The organism is Georhizobium profundi (assembly GCF_003952725.1).
Classification (GTDB): domain Bacteria; phylum Pseudomonadota; class Alphaproteobacteria; order Rhizobiales; family Rhizobiaceae; genus Georhizobium; species Georhizobium profundi.
The window spans coordinates 531,762-548,638 of the sequence record NZ_CP032509.1 but is presented as its reverse complement, the minus strand read 5'-3'; the positions used below and the strand labels follow the sequence as shown (position 1 = coordinate 548,638).

Annotated in this window: 19 protein-coding genes; 9 read left to right on the top strand and 10 right to left on the bottom strand. The window is 59.8% G+C overall.

Annotated features, from left to right (window positions below; translation table 11 throughout):
- Window positions 1–11: 11 nt before the first annotated feature.
- From D5400_RS02625 to hemE, 8 genes are all read right to left on the bottom strand, one after another.
- The gene (locus D5400_RS02625) at window positions 12–893 is read right to left on the bottom strand and encodes a ParB/RepB/Spo0J family partition protein (protein WP_126007398.1); all 882 of its coding nucleotides are present in this window, start codon (window positions 891–893) and stop codon (window positions 12–14) included.
- Window positions 894–920: 27 nt separating this feature from the next.
- Window positions 921–1,706, bottom strand: coding sequence for a ParA family protein (locus tag D5400_RS02620; protein WP_126007396.1), 786 nt, complete (start codon window positions 1,704–1,706; stop codon window positions 921–923).
- A 20-nt stretch (window positions 1,707–1,726) separates the two neighbouring features.
- Entirely contained in the window at window positions 1,727–2,341 is a 615-nt protein-coding gene (gene rsmG / locus D5400_RS02615) for a 16S rRNA (guanine(527)-N(7))-methyltransferase RsmG (RefSeq protein ID WP_126007394.1), read from the bottom strand.
- Window positions 2,338–4,218, bottom strand: coding sequence for a tRNA uridine-5-carboxymethylaminomethyl(34) synthesis enzyme MnmG (gene mnmG / locus D5400_RS02610; RefSeq protein WP_126007392.1), 1,881 nt, complete (start codon window positions 4,216–4,218; stop codon window positions 2,338–2,340). Before mnmG ends, rsmG begins: the two co-directional genes overlap by 4 nt.
- Before the next feature lie 35 nt (window positions 4,219–4,253).
- Window positions 4,254–5,570, bottom strand: coding sequence for a tRNA uridine-5-carboxymethylaminomethyl(34) synthesis GTPase MnmE (mnmE, locus tag D5400_RS02605; protein ID WP_126007390.1), 1,317 nt, complete (start codon window positions 5,568–5,570; stop codon window positions 4,254–4,256).
- Window positions 5,571–5,612: 42 nt separating this feature from the next.
- Window positions 5,613–6,878 (bottom strand): transcription termination factor Rho, encoded by a 1,266-nt coding sequence (gene rho, locus D5400_RS02600; RefSeq protein ID WP_126007388.1) that lies wholly within the window; start codon window positions 6,876–6,878, stop codon window positions 5,613–5,615.
- 221 nt (window positions 6,879–7,099) lie between these two features.
- Window positions 7,100–7,639 carry a protoporphyrinogen oxidase HemJ gene (hemJ, locus tag D5400_RS02595; RefSeq protein ID WP_126007386.1) on the bottom strand — a complete coding sequence of 180 codons (540 nt, stop codon included), beginning with the start codon at window positions 7,637–7,639 and terminating at the stop codon, window positions 7,100–7,102.
- Window positions 7,626–8,633 carry a uroporphyrinogen decarboxylase gene (gene hemE / locus D5400_RS02590; protein ID WP_164527991.1) on the bottom strand — a complete coding sequence of 336 codons (1,008 nt, stop codon included), beginning with the start codon at window positions 8,631–8,633 and terminating at the stop codon, window positions 7,626–7,628. The genes hemJ and hemE overlap by 14 nt, the downstream gene beginning before the upstream one ends.
- Before the next feature lie 419 nt (window positions 8,634–9,052).
- On the opposite strand from hemE, the gene D5400_RS02585 reads away from it, so the two are divergent.
- The 5 genes from D5400_RS02585 to dnaQ are packed head-to-tail and all read left to right on the top strand — an operon-like array spanning window position 9,053 to window position 12,660.
- On the top strand, window positions 9,053–9,874 hold the full coding sequence (locus tag D5400_RS02585) for a pyruvate, water dikinase regulatory protein (protein ID WP_126007382.1): 822 nt from the start codon (window positions 9,053–9,055) through the stop codon (window positions 9,872–9,874).
- Window positions 9,875–9,913: 39 nt separating this feature from the next.
- Window positions 9,914–10,513 (top strand): Maf-like protein, encoded by a 600-nt coding sequence (locus D5400_RS02580; protein WP_126007380.1) that lies wholly within the window; start codon window positions 9,914–9,916, stop codon window positions 10,511–10,513.
- Window positions 10,510–11,355, top strand: coding sequence for a shikimate dehydrogenase (locus tag D5400_RS02575; protein WP_126007378.1), 846 nt, complete (start codon window positions 10,510–10,512; stop codon window positions 11,353–11,355). Before D5400_RS02580 ends, D5400_RS02575 begins: the two co-directional genes overlap by 4 nt.
- Window positions 11,352–11,945, top strand: a complete 594-nt coding sequence (gene coaE / locus D5400_RS02570; RefSeq protein WP_126007376.1) for a dephospho-CoA kinase — start codon at window positions 11,352–11,354, stop codon at window positions 11,943–11,945. The genes D5400_RS02575 and coaE overlap by 4 nt, the downstream gene beginning before the upstream one ends.
- Before the next feature lie 19 nt (window positions 11,946–11,964).
- Window positions 11,965–12,660, top strand: coding sequence for a DNA polymerase III subunit epsilon (dnaQ, locus tag D5400_RS02565; RefSeq protein WP_126007374.1), 696 nt, complete (start codon window positions 11,965–11,967; stop codon window positions 12,658–12,660).
- A 72-nt stretch (window positions 12,661–12,732) separates the two neighbouring features.
- On the opposite strand, the gene secB is transcribed toward dnaQ, so the two are convergent.
- Together secB and D5400_RS02555 are read right to left on the bottom strand one after the other, a co-directional pair.
- Window positions 12,733–13,257, bottom strand: coding sequence for a protein-export chaperone SecB (secB, locus tag D5400_RS02560; protein ID WP_126007372.1), 525 nt, complete (start codon window positions 13,255–13,257; stop codon window positions 12,733–12,735).
- Between the two features lie 100 nt (window positions 13,258–13,357).
- A complete protein-coding gene (locus D5400_RS02555; RefSeq protein WP_126007370.1) occupies window positions 13,358–13,918 on the bottom strand; it encodes an FxsA family protein in 561 nt (186 codons plus the stop codon).
- A 189-nt stretch (window positions 13,919–14,107) separates the two neighbouring features.
- On the opposite strand from D5400_RS02555, the gene D5400_RS02550 reads away from it, so the two are divergent.
- The 4 genes from D5400_RS02550 to D5400_RS02535 are packed head-to-tail and all read left to right on the top strand — an operon-like array spanning window position 14,108 to window position 16,872.
- Entirely contained in the window at window positions 14,108–14,818 is a 711-nt protein-coding gene (locus tag D5400_RS02550; RefSeq protein ID WP_126007368.1) for a Tim44/TimA family putative adaptor protein, read from the top strand.
- A gap of 7 nt (window positions 14,819–14,825) precedes the next feature.
- The gene (gene mltA / locus D5400_RS02545) at window positions 14,826–15,926 is read left to right on the top strand and encodes a murein transglycosylase A (protein WP_126007366.1); all 1,101 of its coding nucleotides are present in this window, start codon (window positions 14,826–14,828) and stop codon (window positions 15,924–15,926) included.
- Window positions 15,923–16,516: a Smr/MutS family protein gene (locus tag D5400_RS02540; RefSeq protein ID WP_126007364.1), complete on the top strand. Its 594-nt coding sequence runs from the start codon at window positions 15,923–15,925 to the stop codon at window positions 16,514–16,516. The genes mltA and D5400_RS02540 overlap by 4 nt, the downstream gene beginning before the upstream one ends.
- Window positions 16,513–16,872: a helix-turn-helix domain-containing protein gene (locus tag D5400_RS02535; protein WP_126007362.1), complete on the top strand. Its 360-nt coding sequence runs from the start codon at window positions 16,513–16,515 to the stop codon at window positions 16,870–16,872. The genes D5400_RS02540 and D5400_RS02535 overlap by 4 nt, the downstream gene beginning before the upstream one ends.
- The last annotated feature ends 5 nt before the right edge of the window (window positions 16,873–16,877 follow it).

The following is a 16,877-nucleotide window of genomic DNA, read 5'->3' as shown; positions in this document are numbered from 1 at the left end:
TTGCCGGCAAATTAGCTTCTGGCGCCCAGCAGCCGGCAAAGCTCATCTAGTTGATCCAGCGACTTGTAATCGATGCGGATATGGCCGCCGCGTGACTTGTGGCTGACTTCGACCTTCAAACCGAGCACGTTGGACAAGGACTGCTCGAGCGCCAGAGTATCGGCGTCCTTCGATGCAGCCGCTCTTGTTGGCTCGCTTTCGGCACCACCGATTTCGGCATCTTTCTGGGCCAGGCGCTCTGCATCTCGAACGGACAGGCCCTTGCTGACGATTTCGCGCGCCAGCTTGGTTGGATCCGACGTCGCCGCGATGGCGCGCGCATGCCCCGATGACAGCTGACCACCGGCAAGCATCGACCGCACGATTTCAGGCAGCTTCAACAGCCGAAGACTGTTGGCAACATGGCTGCGGCTTTTGCCGATGATGTCGCCGAGATCGTTCTGCGTATAGCCGTGTTCCGCGATAAGCTGCTGATATCCCTGCGCTTCTTCCAATGGATTAAGATCGGCGCGCTGAACGTTCTCGACGATCGCCAACTCAAGCGCTGTACGGTCGTCCACATCGCGAACGATGACTGGGATCTCGACCAGCCCAGCCTGCTGCGATGCGCGCCAACGCCGCTCACCAGCAATGATCTCGTAGCGCCCTGCCCCGCGCGTGCGCACGACGACAGGCTGCACGACACCATGCTGGCTGATCGACGCCGCGAGGTCCTTGAGATCGTCCGGATCAAACTGGCGGCGAGGGTTATTAGGATTCGGCGTTACATGCTCGATCGGAACGAAACTGTCGGCTTTCGCACGCGATGGTGCCGTTGTTTCAGGCTGATCCATCTCGCCAATCAAGGCGGCCAATCCGCGGCCGAGGCGTCTCTTTGAAGTGTCTTCACTCATCATGTCTTCCTTGGACAATCCGGACAATCAAGCGGCCCGCCGCCGACGCTCGCGCTGGATAACCTCAGAGGCCAGTTGCAAGTAAGCCTGGCTACCAGCGCATTTGAGGTCGTAAATGATAGCCGGCTTACCATAGGACGGCGCTTCAGAAACACGCACATTGCGAGGGATGAGTGTGGTGTAAACCTTGTCCCCCAGATGCTCGCGCACGTCGGCCACCACCTGTTGGGCGAGGTTGTTGCGCGCATCATACATGGTCAGCACTATCCCCTGGATATCAAGCGCTGGATTGAGTGTCTGTCTGACTTGGCCGACGGTTTCGAGCAACTGGCTCAAACCTTCCAGCGCAAAGAACTCGCATTGCAGCGGAACCAAGATAGAGTGAGCGGCAACCATGGCATTGATGGTCAGAAGGTTCAGCGACGGCGGGCAATCGATCAGGACATAACTGTAGCGGCGAGCGGCATCGGTCTGCAGCGCCTTCTTTACGCGCAGCACACGGTCGGAGGCTGACGAGATTTCCATCTCAACACCGAGCAGGTCCATTGTCGATGGCACGATCGACAGATTGGGAACAGCCGTCGGTACGACGATCTCTTCTAACGTCGCAGAATTCGTCAGCAGGTCATAGCTTGAGAGCCGACGCTCCTTCCGCTCGATGCCAAGTCCCGTGCTCGCATTGCCTTGGGGATCAAGATCGATCACAAGGACATTCTCGCCGATCGCCGCTAGGGCCGTCGCTAAATTGATGGCGGTCGTCGTTTTGCCGACGCCACCCTTCTGGTTCGCAATGGTGATGATCCGATTCAGCATGTCAGCTCCGCAAGTGCCGCTCAGCGGCGACGGAGGCCACTGATCTCCAGCAAGACCGATTCATCGTTCCGGTCTTGCTTATGTTCTACCAGATCAAATTCCCAAGCGCCACGAGCTGCCTCGACCTCGTTGCGGTAATCCCGACCTTTGTGGAAGTAGGCAACTGTTCCTTCCGAAATCCAGGCCTCCGTCAGCTGCAATAGGTCCGACAGCGAAGCCAGTGCACGCGCCGAAACGGCATCAGGCCGCTCGATCTTGAGCGATGCAGCTTCGATACGGTCAGCGTGCACGGTTGCGCGCGCCCCAGTGGCCTGTATGGCTGCCCGTAAAAACGCAGCTTTCTTGGAGTTGCTTTCAATGAGGTGTACGTGGCCACGATCCTGTTCCGCAAGGCAGATAGCCGTCACAAGTCCAGGGAAGCCGGCGCCCGAACCAAGATCAGCCCACCGAAACGATGCGGGCTGCGTATGATATACGTGGATCGAATCACGGATGTGACGGGACCAAATATCATCCACCGTAGACGGGCCAATAAGATTGATCCGCGATTGCCAGCGCTGTAGCAAGTCAACAAGAATCGCTAGCCTGTCCACTGTTTCACGTGAAACACGAAGATCACTATGATCGACTTTCACGCTGATAAAGCCTCTTCTGCGGTCGTTCGACGCTTGAGCTTGGAGAGTATGAGCGCGATGGCTGCAGGTGTCATGCCTTCAATCTTGCTAGCATGCGCGATGCTCAGAGGCTTTGACATTGACAGCTTGCGCTTCAGCTCGTTCGACAAGCCGGGCAACGAGGCGTAGTCAAAATCGGTCGGTATGGCGCGTTCCTCTTCCCGACGAAGCTGAGAAGCCGACAACGCTTGTCGTTCAAGATAGACTGAGTAGACGGCTTCAATCTCCAGAGTTTCGCGCAGCTCGCCAGGAATGGCGGCCAGGGATGGAATCGCCTTTTCAAAAGCCTCGAGTTTTGTCTCTGGATGCGAAAGCAGATCGAACACCGACTTCTGCGCTCCGTCGCGCCGGGGTGAAATCGACATCGCTTCCAACTGTGACCTGCTGGGCACTGTTCGCTTCAAAAGGTCACGCGCCTTATCCAGACGGTTCGTCCACTGATCAAATCGGTCCCGACGGTTGGGCGATACACATCCTAGCTGCAAGCCCATTGGCGTCAGCCGTGCATCGGCATTATCAGCTCGCAAAGACAGCCTGAACTCCGCTCTCGAAGTAAACATACGGTAGGGCTCCGAAACGCCTCGTGTCGTCAGATCATCGATAAGTACACCAATGTATGAGTCCGCGCGGCTGAACGTCACCCCGTCGGTCCCTCCCGAGGTTCGCGCCGCGTTCAGTCCGGCTACCAAACCCTGAGCGGCGGCTTCCTCGTAGCCCGTTGTTCCGTTGATTTGTCCGGCGAGAAACAGCCCACATAAACGCTTGGTCTCGAGCGTCTGATGAAGCTCGCGCGGATCTATATGGTCATACTCGATCGCATAACCCGGCTGCAGTATCTTCGCTTTTTCCAGGCCTGGAATGGTGGCTATGAAAGCCGCCTGGACATCCTCTGGGAGAGACGTCGAAATTCCATTGGGGTAGACCGTGTGGTCATCGAGACCCTCGGGCTCCAAGAAGATCTGATGGCTTTCCCGGTCAGCGAAGCGGACGATCTTGTCTTCGACGGACGGGCAATATCGGGGCCCGACCGAGGAAATGTTCCCCGAATACATCGCTGAGCGCTTGATGTTCGTCTCGATGATGTCATGCGTCTGCTTTGTGGTCCGCGTGACGCCGCATGCAATCTGGCGAATCGTAATCCGATCTGTCATGAAGGAAAACGGCACGGGATCAGCATCAGCTTCCTGACGATCAATGCTGGCCCAGTCGATCGTGCGCCCATCAAGGCGCGCCGGCGTCCCCGTCTTGAGCCTTCCGAGCTTAAAGCCAAATATCGACAACGTCTTAGAGAGACCGAGTGAGGGCTGCTCGTTCATTCGTCCCGCTGCAAACTGGCGATCGCCAATATGAATGACGCCACGCAGGAAGGTCCCCGTCGTCAAGACGACAGCCCGACAGCGGATCGTCCGGCCATCAGCCAAGACGACTCCGGTCACATGTCCGTCGGCGACCAGAAGATCGTCAGCTTCTCCCTCAACAACAAATAGGTTGCTCTGATCCTTGAGGGCTCGCTGCATCCCTTCGCGATAGAGCTTGCGATCGGCTTGCGTGCGAGGTCCGCGCACCGCCGGCCCCTTCTTGCGGTTGAGCATGCGAAACTGAATGCCGGCCTGGTCCGCCACGCGACCCATTAAGCCGTCCAAAGCATCGACCTCGCGAACGAGATGTCCTTTGCCCAGGCCGCCGATCGCAGGATTGCAAGACATAACGCCGATCTTGTCAGCTGCCAGAGTGAGCAGCGCCGTAACGGCGCCCAAGCGCGCCGAGGCCGCGGCAGCTTCGCAACCGGCATGCCCCCCGCCAATGACGACGACGTCGAACGCGGAAAGTCGATCCATCTCCACCAGTCCTCAGTGTTTCACGTGAGTCACGATTATTTCCCGATGCAGAACGAGCTGAAGATGACATCCAGCACGTCTTCCACGTCCACACGGCCCGTGATGCGACCGAGCGCATCACTCGCCAGCCGAAGCTCCTCAGACCGAAGCTCTATCGGCATGTGAGACTCGCTCACGGCGAAAGTCAGGCACTCGAGTGCCTGCCTTAGATGTTGTCGATGACGAAGTCGTGTCGGAAGAGCAAAGGAGGAAAAATTCGCTAAGCTGCTCAGTCTTGATCTACACAACTCAATCAAAGCGTCAACGCCATCACCTGTAGCTACCGAAATTGCTACGTCGCTGAGAAAAGGGACGCCCGTGTTCAAGTCAGATTTCGTTCGGACGCGGATTTCCGGCACTGCTGCCGGGGCATCAGTCACATACACTCCGCAATCGGAGAGGTTCAAGACAAGGTCAGCCGTTGCCAGGGCCCTTCGCGCGCGGGCAATGCCTTCCTGCTCGACGCCATGATCTGTCTCTCTGATACCCGCCGTGTCGGTAATCGTCGCGGCGTATCCGCCCAAATCGACATCAACAGAAATGAGATCGCGCGTTGTTCCCGCCTCGGAAGACACGATTGCGACATCACGCGCCGCCAACGCGTTCAGCAAGCTTGATTTCCCTACGTTCGGTGGGCCGACGATCACAACCTTAAAACCATCGCGAATGCGTTCGCCAATGCTGGCTTCTGCGAGGTGGCGCTCCATCTCAACACGAAGTTCCGCCATGTCGCTCCAGACGCGATCCGCAACTGATCCAGGGACGTCGTCCTCGTCGGCAAAATCAAGATCGGCCTCAACCAACGCTCGCGCATGCAGGAGTCGACGCGCCCAGCCAGCATAAAGCCGCGTCAGGCCCCCTTCAGATTGAGTAACGGCAAGGCGCCGCTGCATTTCCGTCTGCGCCGCAATGAGATCGGCGAGGCCCTCGGCTTCAGTGAGGTCCATCCTGCCGTTTTCAAATGCCCGACGGGTGAACTCGCCCGGTTCCGCGAGACGAACTCTCGGGAGACTAGCCAATTCCGCCAGAATTGCAGAAACAATTGCCCTTCCTCCATGGACCTGAAATTCGGCGCAGTCCTCACCAGTAAAGGACTTAGGCCCTTGGAAATGTAGAACGATGCCCTTGTCCAGGAGCTCTCCGTTTCGGTTCCGAATCGATCGAAGATGGGCAATTCGCGGCTCGGGCACGCCACCACACATCGTTTCGAGAACGAATCGAACATGTGGTCCTGAAACGCGAAGAACGGCGACACCCGCGGGGAGTGCGCCGCTCGCCAAAGCTACGATCGTGTCTGTGGTGGGATCGGTCAATTACCGCTCCACATCGCCAAGCGCGTATCGGACGTAAGCCGACTACGTGTTCATGGAATCGAAGAAGTCCGCGTTGTTCTTAGTCTGCTTCAACTTGTCGATCAGGAACTCGATCGCATCCGTCGTGCCCATAGGGGCCAGGATACGGCGAAGCACGAAGATCTTCTGGAGGTCTTGGCGCGACACAAGGAGGTCTTCCTTACGCGTACCGGACTTCAGGATATCCATGGACGGGTAGATGCGCTTGTCGGCCACCTTGCGGTCCAGAACAATTTCCGAGTTACCGGTGCCCTTGAACTCTTCGAAGATCACTTCGTCCATGCGGCTGCCGGTGTCGATCAGCGCAGTGGCGATGATCGTGAGCGACCCGCCCTCCTCGATGTTACGGGCGGCGCCGAAGAAGCGCTTCGGCCGCTGGAGGGCGTTCGCGTCCACACCACCGGTCAACACCTTGCCCGAGGACGGAACGACGGTGTTGTAGGCACGGCCAAGGCGCGTGATCGAATCGAGCAGAATGACGACATCGCGCCCATGCTCTACGAGGCGCTTGGCCTTTTCAATAACCATTTCAGCCACTTGCACGTGGCGGGTTGCCGGCTCGTCAAAGGTTGACGAAACGACTTCACCCTTCACCGAGCGCTGCATGTCGGTCACTTCTTCCGGCCGCTCGTCGATCAGGAGAACGATCAGGTAGCATTCGGGATGGTTGGCCGTGATCGAATGTGCGATGTTCTGCAGAAGCACGGTCTTACCCGTGCGCGGCGGCGCAACGATCAACCCGCGCTGGCCCTTGCCGAGCGGCGCGACGAGATCGATCACGCGCGGCGACAGATCCTTCGAGGTCGGAACATCGAGCTCCATCTTGAACCGCTCGTCGGGATAAAGCGGCGTCAGATTGTCGAAGTGGATCTTGTGGCGGATCTTTTCGGGATCCTCGAAATTGATCGTGTTGACCTTGAGCAGCGCGAAATAGCGCTCGCCTTCTTTGGGTCCACGGATCGGCCCTTCTACCGTATCGCCGGTCTTGAGCGCGAAGCGACGCAGCTGCGAGGGCGAAATATAGATGTCGTCCGGACCGGGCAAATAATTGGCGTTGGCCGAGCGCAAGAAGCCGAACCCGTCCTGCAGAACCTCGACCACACCCTGGCCGATGATCTCGACATCCTGCGCCGCAAGCTTCTTCAGGATGGCGAACATCAGCTCCTGCTTGCGCATGACGTTCGCGTTCTCGACTTCATGCGTTTCCGCGAAAGCGAGAAGATCGGTCGGTGATTTGCTCTTGAGCTCTTGCAGCTTCATTTCTTGCATGGAGTATCCGGGATGACTGGAAAACTAAAAAATGATGGAGGGGGCGGCGCGTCGGGAATGAAGAGGCGTGTGCGCTCCGTGGAGCCTGTCGCCGGGGACGTCAACGCGATGCCGAGGAGAAGTTGACGCGAAAATAGCGATTCCCCTGCCCCCACGCAAGCGGCTTGTCGCCGCACGTCAATTGAGACGCGAATGGGAAGCTCGGAAACCGCTCTTGAGGCTTAGAAAGGCTTCACGATTACGAGAATGACGATGGCGATCATCAGGAGCGTCGGGCCCTCGTTCATGATCCGCCAATAGCGTGCCGTGTGTTCCCGTCGGTCGGCAGCAAAGCTCTTCCAGGCCTTGAGGAAGCGAACGTGAATGGCAGTCAGTGCGACGACCGCGGCAATCTTCGCCCACAACCATCCACCCGAGAAGGCGAAGCTTGAATAGGCAAGCCACAGCCCAAGCACCCAGGAGATCATCATCGCAGGACGCATGATCACCTTGAGAAGCCGCTCCTCCATGATCTTGAAGGTTTCCGACTGGACAGATCCGATCTCGGCATCGGTATGGTAGATGAAGAGCCGCGGCAGATAGAGCAGCCCGGCCATCCAGGATATTACCGCCACCACATGCGCCGCCTTGATCCAGAGATCGAGACTGGCCGGCCGCCACCAGAAGACGAGAACCACGCTCAAAAGAAGCACAGCGATGGCCGTGTAGGCTCTGCGGCGCGCTTTACGACCGGCGGCGGCTGAAGCCTCAGGTCCGACCACGCACCCGCTCCACCAGCTGCGTCACATGTGCAGGATCGGCCTGCGGCGTGATGCCATGACCGAGATTGAAGATCAGCGGCCCATTGCCGAGAACATCGAGAATGGCATCGATCCCCTCATCCAGAGCCTTCCCGCCCGCAACGACGCGCATCGGATCGAGATTGCCCTGAACCGGACCTTCTTCCTGAAGCCGCTTGGCGAAAGACAGCGGCACCGACCAGTCGAGACCGATCGCGTCCGCATCGGTGCGCTTGCGGTAACCCTCCAGAAGGGCGCCGGCACCTTTTGCGAAAGCGATGATACGCGCCTGCGGATGACGTGCCCGAACTTGGTCGACGATGCGGCGGACGGGGCGAGCCGCAAAGGCTTCGAATTCGGCTTCTCCCAGAACACCGGCCCAGGAGTCGAAGATCTGAACCGCGTCGGCGCCAGCTTCGATCTGTGCACACAGATAGTCGGCAGATATGTCGGCCAGCAGGTCCAGAAGTCGCGCGAATGCGGCAGGTTCGCGGTAGGCGAACAATCGTGCCGGTGCCTGGTCAGGCGTTCCATGCCCCGCGATCATGTAGGTCGCAACCGTCCAAGGCGCACCGCAGAAACCGAGCAGGGTCGTCTCGGCCGGCAACTCGGCTCTCAAACGCCGTACCGTTTCGAATACCGGGGCCAGGTGGTCGATCACGCCTTCCGGAGTAAGCGCGGCAATGCCATCGGCATCGATCGGCTCCATCAAGGGCCCTCGCCCTTCTTCAAAGCGCACACCACGTTTCAAGGCATCGGGAATGACGAGAATGTCCGAGAACAGGATCGCAGCATCGAATGCGTACCGCCTGATCGGCTGCAGCGTCACTTCGACAGCGTATTCGGGCGTGTAGCAAAGATCGAGGAAGCTTCCCGCCTTCAGCCGTGTCTCCCGATATTCCGGAAGATAGCGTCCCGCTTGTCTCATCAGCCAGATCGGCGGTGGGCTGATAGTCTCTCCTGCCAGAACGCGCAGCACCTTTCGGTCGGTCACGGCGTCTCCTCTTCCTTAAATAAAGGATTCTTTGAAATGGATTCTTCTTCTTAGAGTCGGTGTGTTCCAGGGATTAGTTTTGGTCAACATCTTCTCCACAAGAAGCGTGGAAGCCATCTGTGCCGCACACTGGAATCACTTGATTCGCTTTGCAATGTGGACACCCCAAAAAGCGATGACATTTCAGCATTTTGCGGCGAAACACAGCCTTGATCCCTTTTGGTTAAGCTGTGGATGGTGTGTTGACGCGTCCCCCGATTCCCCGCAGCGTGACATTGACCGTGAAAGGCCGTCCCCGCAGTGCTCATTGTGGACAAGTCGGCAGTTCATACCGGCCTGAGAACACCGCGATCATCATTCCGAAAGTCATCAACAGTCATCAACAGCCCTCAGTGAATCGTGTGGATCAGCCGAAAAATTACTTTCACCTCCATCTGATTTCGGACTCGACCGGTGAAACCCTAATGGCGGCCGGCAGAGCTGCGTCTGCGCAGTTCCAGGACGCTCAGGTGCTGGAGCACGTTTATCCGCTGATTCGGAACCGCAAGCAGCTGGGTGCTGTGCTTGACGCGATCGATGGTGCGCCGGGCATCGTGCTCTACACGATCGTCGATCAGGACCTGTCCTCCATGATCGACACAAGGTGCCGGGAAATGGGCGTTCCGAGCGTTTCCGTGCTCGAGCCGATCATGACGGTGTTCCAGTCCTATCTGGGAGCTCCGTCGCGGCGCCGCGTCGGTGCCCAGCATGTGATGAACGCGGAATATTTTCGCCGGATCGATGCGCTGAACTACACGATGGATCATGACGACGGTCAGATCATCACCGATTACGAAGAAGCCGATGTGGTTCTCGTGGGGATCAGCCGCACGTCCAAAACGCCGACGAGCATCTATTTGGCCAACCGCGGCGTGAAAACCGCCAACTTCCCGATCGTGCCGGGCAATCCCTTGCCGCCGGCGCTCGACCAGGCGCGCAAGCCGCTGATCGTCGGGCTCATTGCGTCCACCGAACGCATCGCGCAGGTGCGGCTAAACCGCATGCTCGGCAACGCGCAAGGATACAACTCAGAAATATACACCGACCGCGCGACGATCGCCGAAGAACTGAAACACGCCCGCTCCCTTTGCCTGCGCAGGAACTGGCCGATGATCGACGTGACTCGAAAGTCGATCGAGGAGACGGCCGCCGCGATTCTTGCCTTGCGCGGCAAGGCGCGTTAGCGCTCGAACCATCGATCATTTGCAAGGATTGTCTCGGCCATGGCTGCACCCATAATTCTGGCGTCTTCGAGCCCATTTCGCCGCCAATTGCTGGAAAACGCCGGCGTTACTTTCGATATCAAGCCTGCCGAGGTCGATGAGCGCGCGCTGGAAGCGCCACTTGCCGATAGCGGTGCGTCGCCGGAAGATGTCGCACTGGTGCTTGCCGAAGCCAAGGCCGTAGATGTGAGCGAGCGTTCGCCGAGCGCATGGGTCATCGGTTCCGACCAGACCTTGTCGCTGGGCGATGAAGTCTTTCACAAGCCCGACGACATGGAGGGGGCGCGCCGGCATCTGCTGAAACTCTCCGGCAAGACGCACTTCTTGAATTCCGCGATTGTGCTGGCGCGAGATGGCGAGGCGGTGTGGCGTCATATGTCGACGGCAGCCATGACGATGCGCGACCTCGATCCCGGCTTCATCGGACGGCATCTTGCTGCTGTCGGCGATATCGCTTTGAAAAGCGTCGGCGCCTATCAGCTGGAGGGCAGGGGCATCCAGCTCTTCGAAAAGATCGAGGGTGATTACTTCACCATCGTCGGTTTACCCTTGCTGCCGCTTCTGGCAGAGCTGCGCCGGGTCGGGGCGATCGACGGATGACCACGCCGCCTGCCGCCTTCGTCGTCGGACACCCGATCGGGCATTCCCGCTCGCCGATCATCCATGGCCACTGGCTCAAGAAGCATGGCATCGCCGGCTCCTATGAAGCGCTCGACGTCGCTCAGCATGATTTCTCGGGATTCCTGGACCGCTTGCGAAGCGGCGAAGCGGGTTTCGTCGGCGGCAATGTGACGATGCCCCACAAGGAAGCCGCCATGCGGGGTGCCGATGAGATCGATCCGGTCGCGGCACGGCTCGGTGCCGGAAACACGCTCTGGCGCGTCGATGGGCGCCTGCATCTCACGAACACCGACGGTTATGGGTTTCTGGCAAATCTCGATCAGCGCGCGCCGGGCTGGGATCGCGGTGAGCGAGCCGTGGTGCTCGGCGCGGGCGGCGCAAGTCGCGCGGTGATCGACGCGCTGGTCGAACGCGGGTTCGACCGGGTCGATATCGTCAACCGCACGGTCGAAAGGGCAAGGGAGATCGCTGGCCTGTTCGGTCCCGAAGCAGCTGCCCACGGGATGGAAGAGCTTTCCTCGCTCGTCCGGAGCGCGGATTTTTTCGTCAACACCAGCGCTCTGGGTCTCGACGGTTCGGACGTCCCATCCATTGATTTCACCAGCATGCGTCCCGGCGCCGTGGTCACCGATATCGTCTATGCGCCGCTGATGACGCCGTTTCTGAAGGAGGCGAAAGCCCAGGGACTGCCGATCGTCGATGGGCTCGGCATGCTGCTGCACCAGGCTGTTCCGGGCTTTGAACGCTGGTTCGGACTGCGCCCCGACGTGACCGAAGAGGTCCGGGATCTGGTGATCGCAGATCTGGAGTCGAAACATTGATCAAGCTGGGTCTAACAGGCTCGATCGGCATGGGGAAATCGACGACCGCGGCAATGTTTGCCGCACGCGGCGTACCTGTCTTCGATTCCGACGCTGTCGTTCACGAGCTTTATGCCGGCCAGGCCGTGCCCATGCTGGAAGCCGCGTTCCCAGGCATAACGAGCGCTGACGGGGTCATCGACAGGACTGTCCTGGCGCAGAAGGTTCTCGGCAACCGCGAGGCGCTGCAAAAACTGGAAGCGATCGTCCATCCGCTTGTCCGACGCGAGCGGGAAGCGTTTCTCAGCGAGCAGAAAGCCGCGGGCCATTCGCTCGTCCTTCTGGATGTGCCGCTGCTCTTCGAAAGTGGCGGCGATGCTGATGTCGATCGCATTGCCGTGGTGTCCTGTCCGGAAGATGTGCAAAAGGCGCGCGTCATGGCCCGGCCCGGCATGACGGAGGAGAAGTTCGCCTCTATTCTCGCGCGGCAGGTGCCGGATGCCGAAAAGCGCGCCCGTGCCGATTTCATCATCGAGACCGGCGAAGGCCTGGCCGCGACGGAGCAGCGGGTCGAGGCGATCATTCTTGAACTGACCGGACAACCCGCATGAGACGCGGATGGAGAGCGTGATGCGCGAGATCATTTTCGATACGGAAACGACCGGCCTCGATTTCAGGCTCGATCGCATCATCGAGATCGGATGTCTCGAGCTCATCGACCATTTTCCGACAGGCCGGAGTTTCCACGTCTACATAAATGCGCAGGGACGCCCCGTCCATCCGGATGCGCTGCAGGTGCACGGGATCACCGACGAATTCCTGGCGGGCAAACCGACTTTCGCCCAGATCGCGGGTGAACTGCAGGAATTCTTCGGCGATGCGACGCTGATCGCCCACAACGCGACATTCGACATCAGCTTCATCAACGCCGAATTCGAGCGCATCGGGATCGCTCCCATCGGGCGCGAACAGATCCTCGATACGCTGGTGCTCGCGCGCCGACGCCATCCGATGGGTCCGAACTCGCTGGATGCACTGTGCCGGCGCTACAACATCGACAACGGCCACCGCACCAAGCACGGCGCATTGCTCGACGCTGAGCTCCTGGCCGAAGTCTATATCGAGATGATCGGCGGCCGTCAGACGGCGCTTGGTCTGGAAATCGAGTTTGGCAACAATGGTGGAGGGAGATCCGTCGAGATCGACATCTCCGTCATGGTGCGCGAGCGCCCGCTGCCGTCACGGCTGACAGAGATGGAGCAGGCAGCGCATGCACGCCTGGTCGAAAGGCTCGGCAAGAACGCGTTGTGGCGCGTTCTGCGATAGATTGTGTTCCGGAAATCAGTCTGAAAGCCTTCCCCCATCAGGCCGATCGGGGAAGGCTGATCATCGTTGCGGTCAGTTAACCTGAGGCGCCGGAGCGCTCGCCGCACGGGTCCGCTCGGCGGCCATACGCTGCTGGAACATCTGCGCGAAATCGATCGGGTCGATCATCAGCGGCGGGAAACCACCATTGCGCGTTGCGTCCGCAATGATCTGGCGGGCGAACGGGAACAGCATGCGCGGGCACTCGATGAAGAGCAGCGGCAACATGTGCTCCTTGGCGAAGCCCTGCAGGCGGAAGATGCCGCCATAGACGAGTTCGGCGTTGAAGACGACCGTGTCGCCATCCTTTGCCGTCGCATTCAGCGTTAGCACGACGTCATACTCGGTTTCCGAGAGCGGATTGGCGTTGACGTTGACATTGATGTTGATGGACGGCGCCTTGCCGCGCTGACCCGCATTGCGCGGCGCGGACGGATTTTCGAAGGAAAGGTCCTTCATGTACTGCGAAACCACGTTCAAGGTCGGCGTTGCGCCGTTTGCCTTGTCGGCTGCCGCTGGTGCTGCGGCTCCATCGGAATTCTTTGTTTCCTCGGCCATCGTTCTTCCCCGTTTGTCCGTCGAACTGCCCGACGGCAGCCCTTAAAAATCCCGGCGTGGCTATCACTTCAACCGCCGGGTGACAACTCAAAGCGCACAATCAGTGGCTTTTCGGGCCGCCACGACCGTCCTGATCGTCCCGCCACGGGGAATCCGGTGATGGCTCGCGGCTGAAATCGTCCTCGTCCAGATCGATGACGGTGCGGCCACGCGGCTGCGCACCATAAGGCCTCTGCTCATCGCCCGAATGCCTCGCCTGGCCACGCATCCCGGCGGCCATGCCCGCTCCGAGACCCGCACCCACCACAACAATCCGGTCCTTGACGAGACGCCAACCGAAATCCCGAACCGCTGGAACGAAGAGCAGGAAGCCGATCGTGTCGCTGATGAAGCCGGGCGTGAGCAAAAGCACGCCGGCAACGACGATCATGACGCCGTGAATGAGCTCCCGGCCCGGCACGCGACCAGCGCGCGCTTCTTCCGAGATGCGACGCACGATCCCGAACCCTTGGACGCGCAACAGAACCGATCCGATGATGGCGGTGACGAGGATCAGGCCAAGCGTCGGCAAGAGCCCGATCTGGCTTCCGACGAGGATGAAGACGGAGATTTCCGCGATCGGCATGGCCAAAAGCATGAAAGGCACGAGAGAGAACGCCATGTGACAGCCATTGATCCTTGAGTGGACACCGATACACTACAGTTTCGACAGGCCTCATACATCGACCGTCGCAACAATCGGCCCCAATATGGTGGCCCCATGTCGCAATTTGAATGTACGGAGTTTGAATGATCCCCGCCTGGGCCTTATATGGGGCGGCAGGCACACACCCGATCGGCAGCAGGCGCAATGGGCTCCTTTGATTTCGTGACATTTTTCTTTTTCGTGGCGGCAGTCATCATATTTCTGCAGCTGCGCAGTGTGCTCGGTCGTCGAACGGGCAATGAGCGCCAGCCATTCGATCCCTACACCAAGCGCGAAGGTGCCAAGGCGCCCGCTGGCACGGACATCGCAGACGATGGCAAGGTCGTCAGCCTGCCGCGCCGCGACACGCCGCGCGCCGAAGGCGGATTCGAGGCGGTGGATGCTTATGCGAAGCCCGGCACGGATTTGAATGCCGGCCTGCGTGAGATCGCCGCAGCCGATCCTGCCTTCAATCCAAAGCAATTCGTCGAAGGCGCCAAGATCGCCTATGAAATGATCGTCACGGCCTTCGCCGACGGCGACCGCAAGACGCTGAAGAACCTCCTGTCCCGCGAAGTCTATGAAGGCTTCGTCGCTGCGATCAACGAGCGCGAATCGCGCGGCGAAACGGTGAAATCCTCCTTCGTCGGCGTCGAAAAGGCTGAAATCGTCCAGGCGGAGCTGAAAGGCTCTGAGTCGGCGGTGACGCTGCGCCTCGTCAGCCAGCTCATCTCCGTGACCCATGATAAGGATGGCAAGGTCGTCGATGGTGACGCCGAGAGCGTCGGTGAGGTCAATGATGTCTGGACCTTTGCCCGTGATACGCGGTCGCGCGACCCCAATTGGAAGCTCATCGCCACCGAAGCCGACGCCTAACGGCGCCATGCCGGCGGTTCTTCATCCGGCTCGCTTCGAGGACATTGCAGGGTGGGCGGCCGATGATCATCGTGCCGCCCTCTCGGCGTTTCGAGCATGCGCTCGCCACCTGAAATCCTCTCAAAAGCCGTATCGGACCGGATCGCTCGGCATCGAAACCACGGATTTCATGCCGGCCATCGCAGCACTCGATCATCTCTCCGATGAGCCCTGCGCGTCACGCCATTTCTTCGAGCAGCATTTCCTTCCCTGCCGGATCGGCAACCAGAACAGCGGCTTTCTGACGGGCTATTACGAGCCCGAGGTCGAGGTTTCGCGCCGCCCGGATGCCCAGTTCCGGTTTCCCTTCCTGAAGCGCCCACCCGAACTGCGGCAGCTGGAAGCTGGCGAAGCGCCCTCACTGCAGGCTGCCGGTATCACCTGGGCAAAGCAGAATCCCGAGGGTCTCAAAGAATTCGCCGATCGTAAATCGATCGAATGTGGTGCGCTGTCGGGGCGACATCTCGAAATCGCCTGGGCCCGTTCCCGCGTGGATGTCTTTTTCACGCATATCCAGGGATCGGCCCGGCTTGTCTTTCTGGACGGCACGGTTACGCGCATCACCTTCGACGGCAAGTCCGGTCATCCCTTCACGGCCATCGGTCGCGTCCTGATCGACCTCGGTGAAATCGACGCCAAATCGGTGACGATGGATACGATCCGGCAGTGGCTGGCCGCAAATCCCGAGCGCTTGGATGAAATCCTCTGGCAGAATCGGTCGTTCATCTTCTTCCGGGAGGAGCCCGAGATCGATCCGACCCGTGGCCCGATCGGCGCTGCCAAGGTGCCTTTGACGGCGGGTCGGTCGATCGCCGTGGATCGAGAAATTCATACTTTCGGCACGCCTTTCTTCATCAATGCCGAGAACCTGACCCACGTGGATGGCCCTAAGCCGTTCTGTCGATTGATGATTGGGCAGGATACGGGCTCAGCGATCATCGGTCCTGCGCGCGCCGACATCTTCACAGGCTCGGGCTCAGTTGCAGGCAGTGAAGCAGGAGCCATCAAGCACGCCGCGACTTTCCACATCCTCGTTCCACGCCCGGCTGCGACGAGGCTCGGCCTATGAGCAAGGGGCGCAAGCTGACACGCGGTGAAAACGCGCTCTGGAACAAGGTGGCGAATACCGCGCGTCCCATGCCCGGTCGGATGGAGAGCCTGCTCGGCAGCAGCGCCGATCTCGCGCCGAAAGTCTCGGAAAATAGCGTACAGCCGCCTGAGCCTGCCAAAGTGACGGAAGGTATGCGCAAGGCGTTGGCAGCGTCGTTCCGCGAATCACCGGTCGAAGAGACCCGAAAGGCGAAACAGCCTGCCGCCTCGCTGCACCCGATCGAGCGCCCCGTTCATCGCAAGATCGCGCGCGGGCGACTGCCGATCGACGCGACGATCGACCTGCATGGGCTCGATCAATCGGCCGCGCATATGAGGCTGCTCGGCTTTCTCGGGCGGGCCTATGCGGATGGCCTGCGCCATGTGCTCGTCATCACCGGCAAGGGTGCGTCGTTCGGCAGTGAAGGCGCGCTGAAGCGTGCTGTGCCCCACTGGCTGACCCAGCCGGATTTTCGCCCCTATGTGTCCGGCTATGAGCAGGCGGCGCGCGGCCATGGCGGCGAGGGCGCCATCTATCTCCGCCTGAAGAAGCGCAGGCCTGCGCCATGACGCCGTTCGGCGCCGCCATGCGGCGGATGCGCACCGAGCGCGGCATCACACAGCGTGCGATGGCGGAAGCGATCGGCGTCTCTCCGGCCTACCTGTCGGCGCTCGAGCACGGCCACCGGGGTCGCCCGAGCTGGGAATTCGTGCAGAAGGTGATCGGCTTCTTCAACATCATCTGGGACGAGGCCGAAGAACTGCAGCGCCTCGCCTACCTGTCGGATCCGAAGATAAAGCTCGAAACGAGCGGTCTGTCTCAGCAGAAAACCGAGATCGCCAACCGTCTGGCGCATCTGCTGCCGCAGATGAGCGAGAAGGAGCTCGCCACCTTGAGTGCACTGCTGGACCAGATCGAACGCTGATAGGC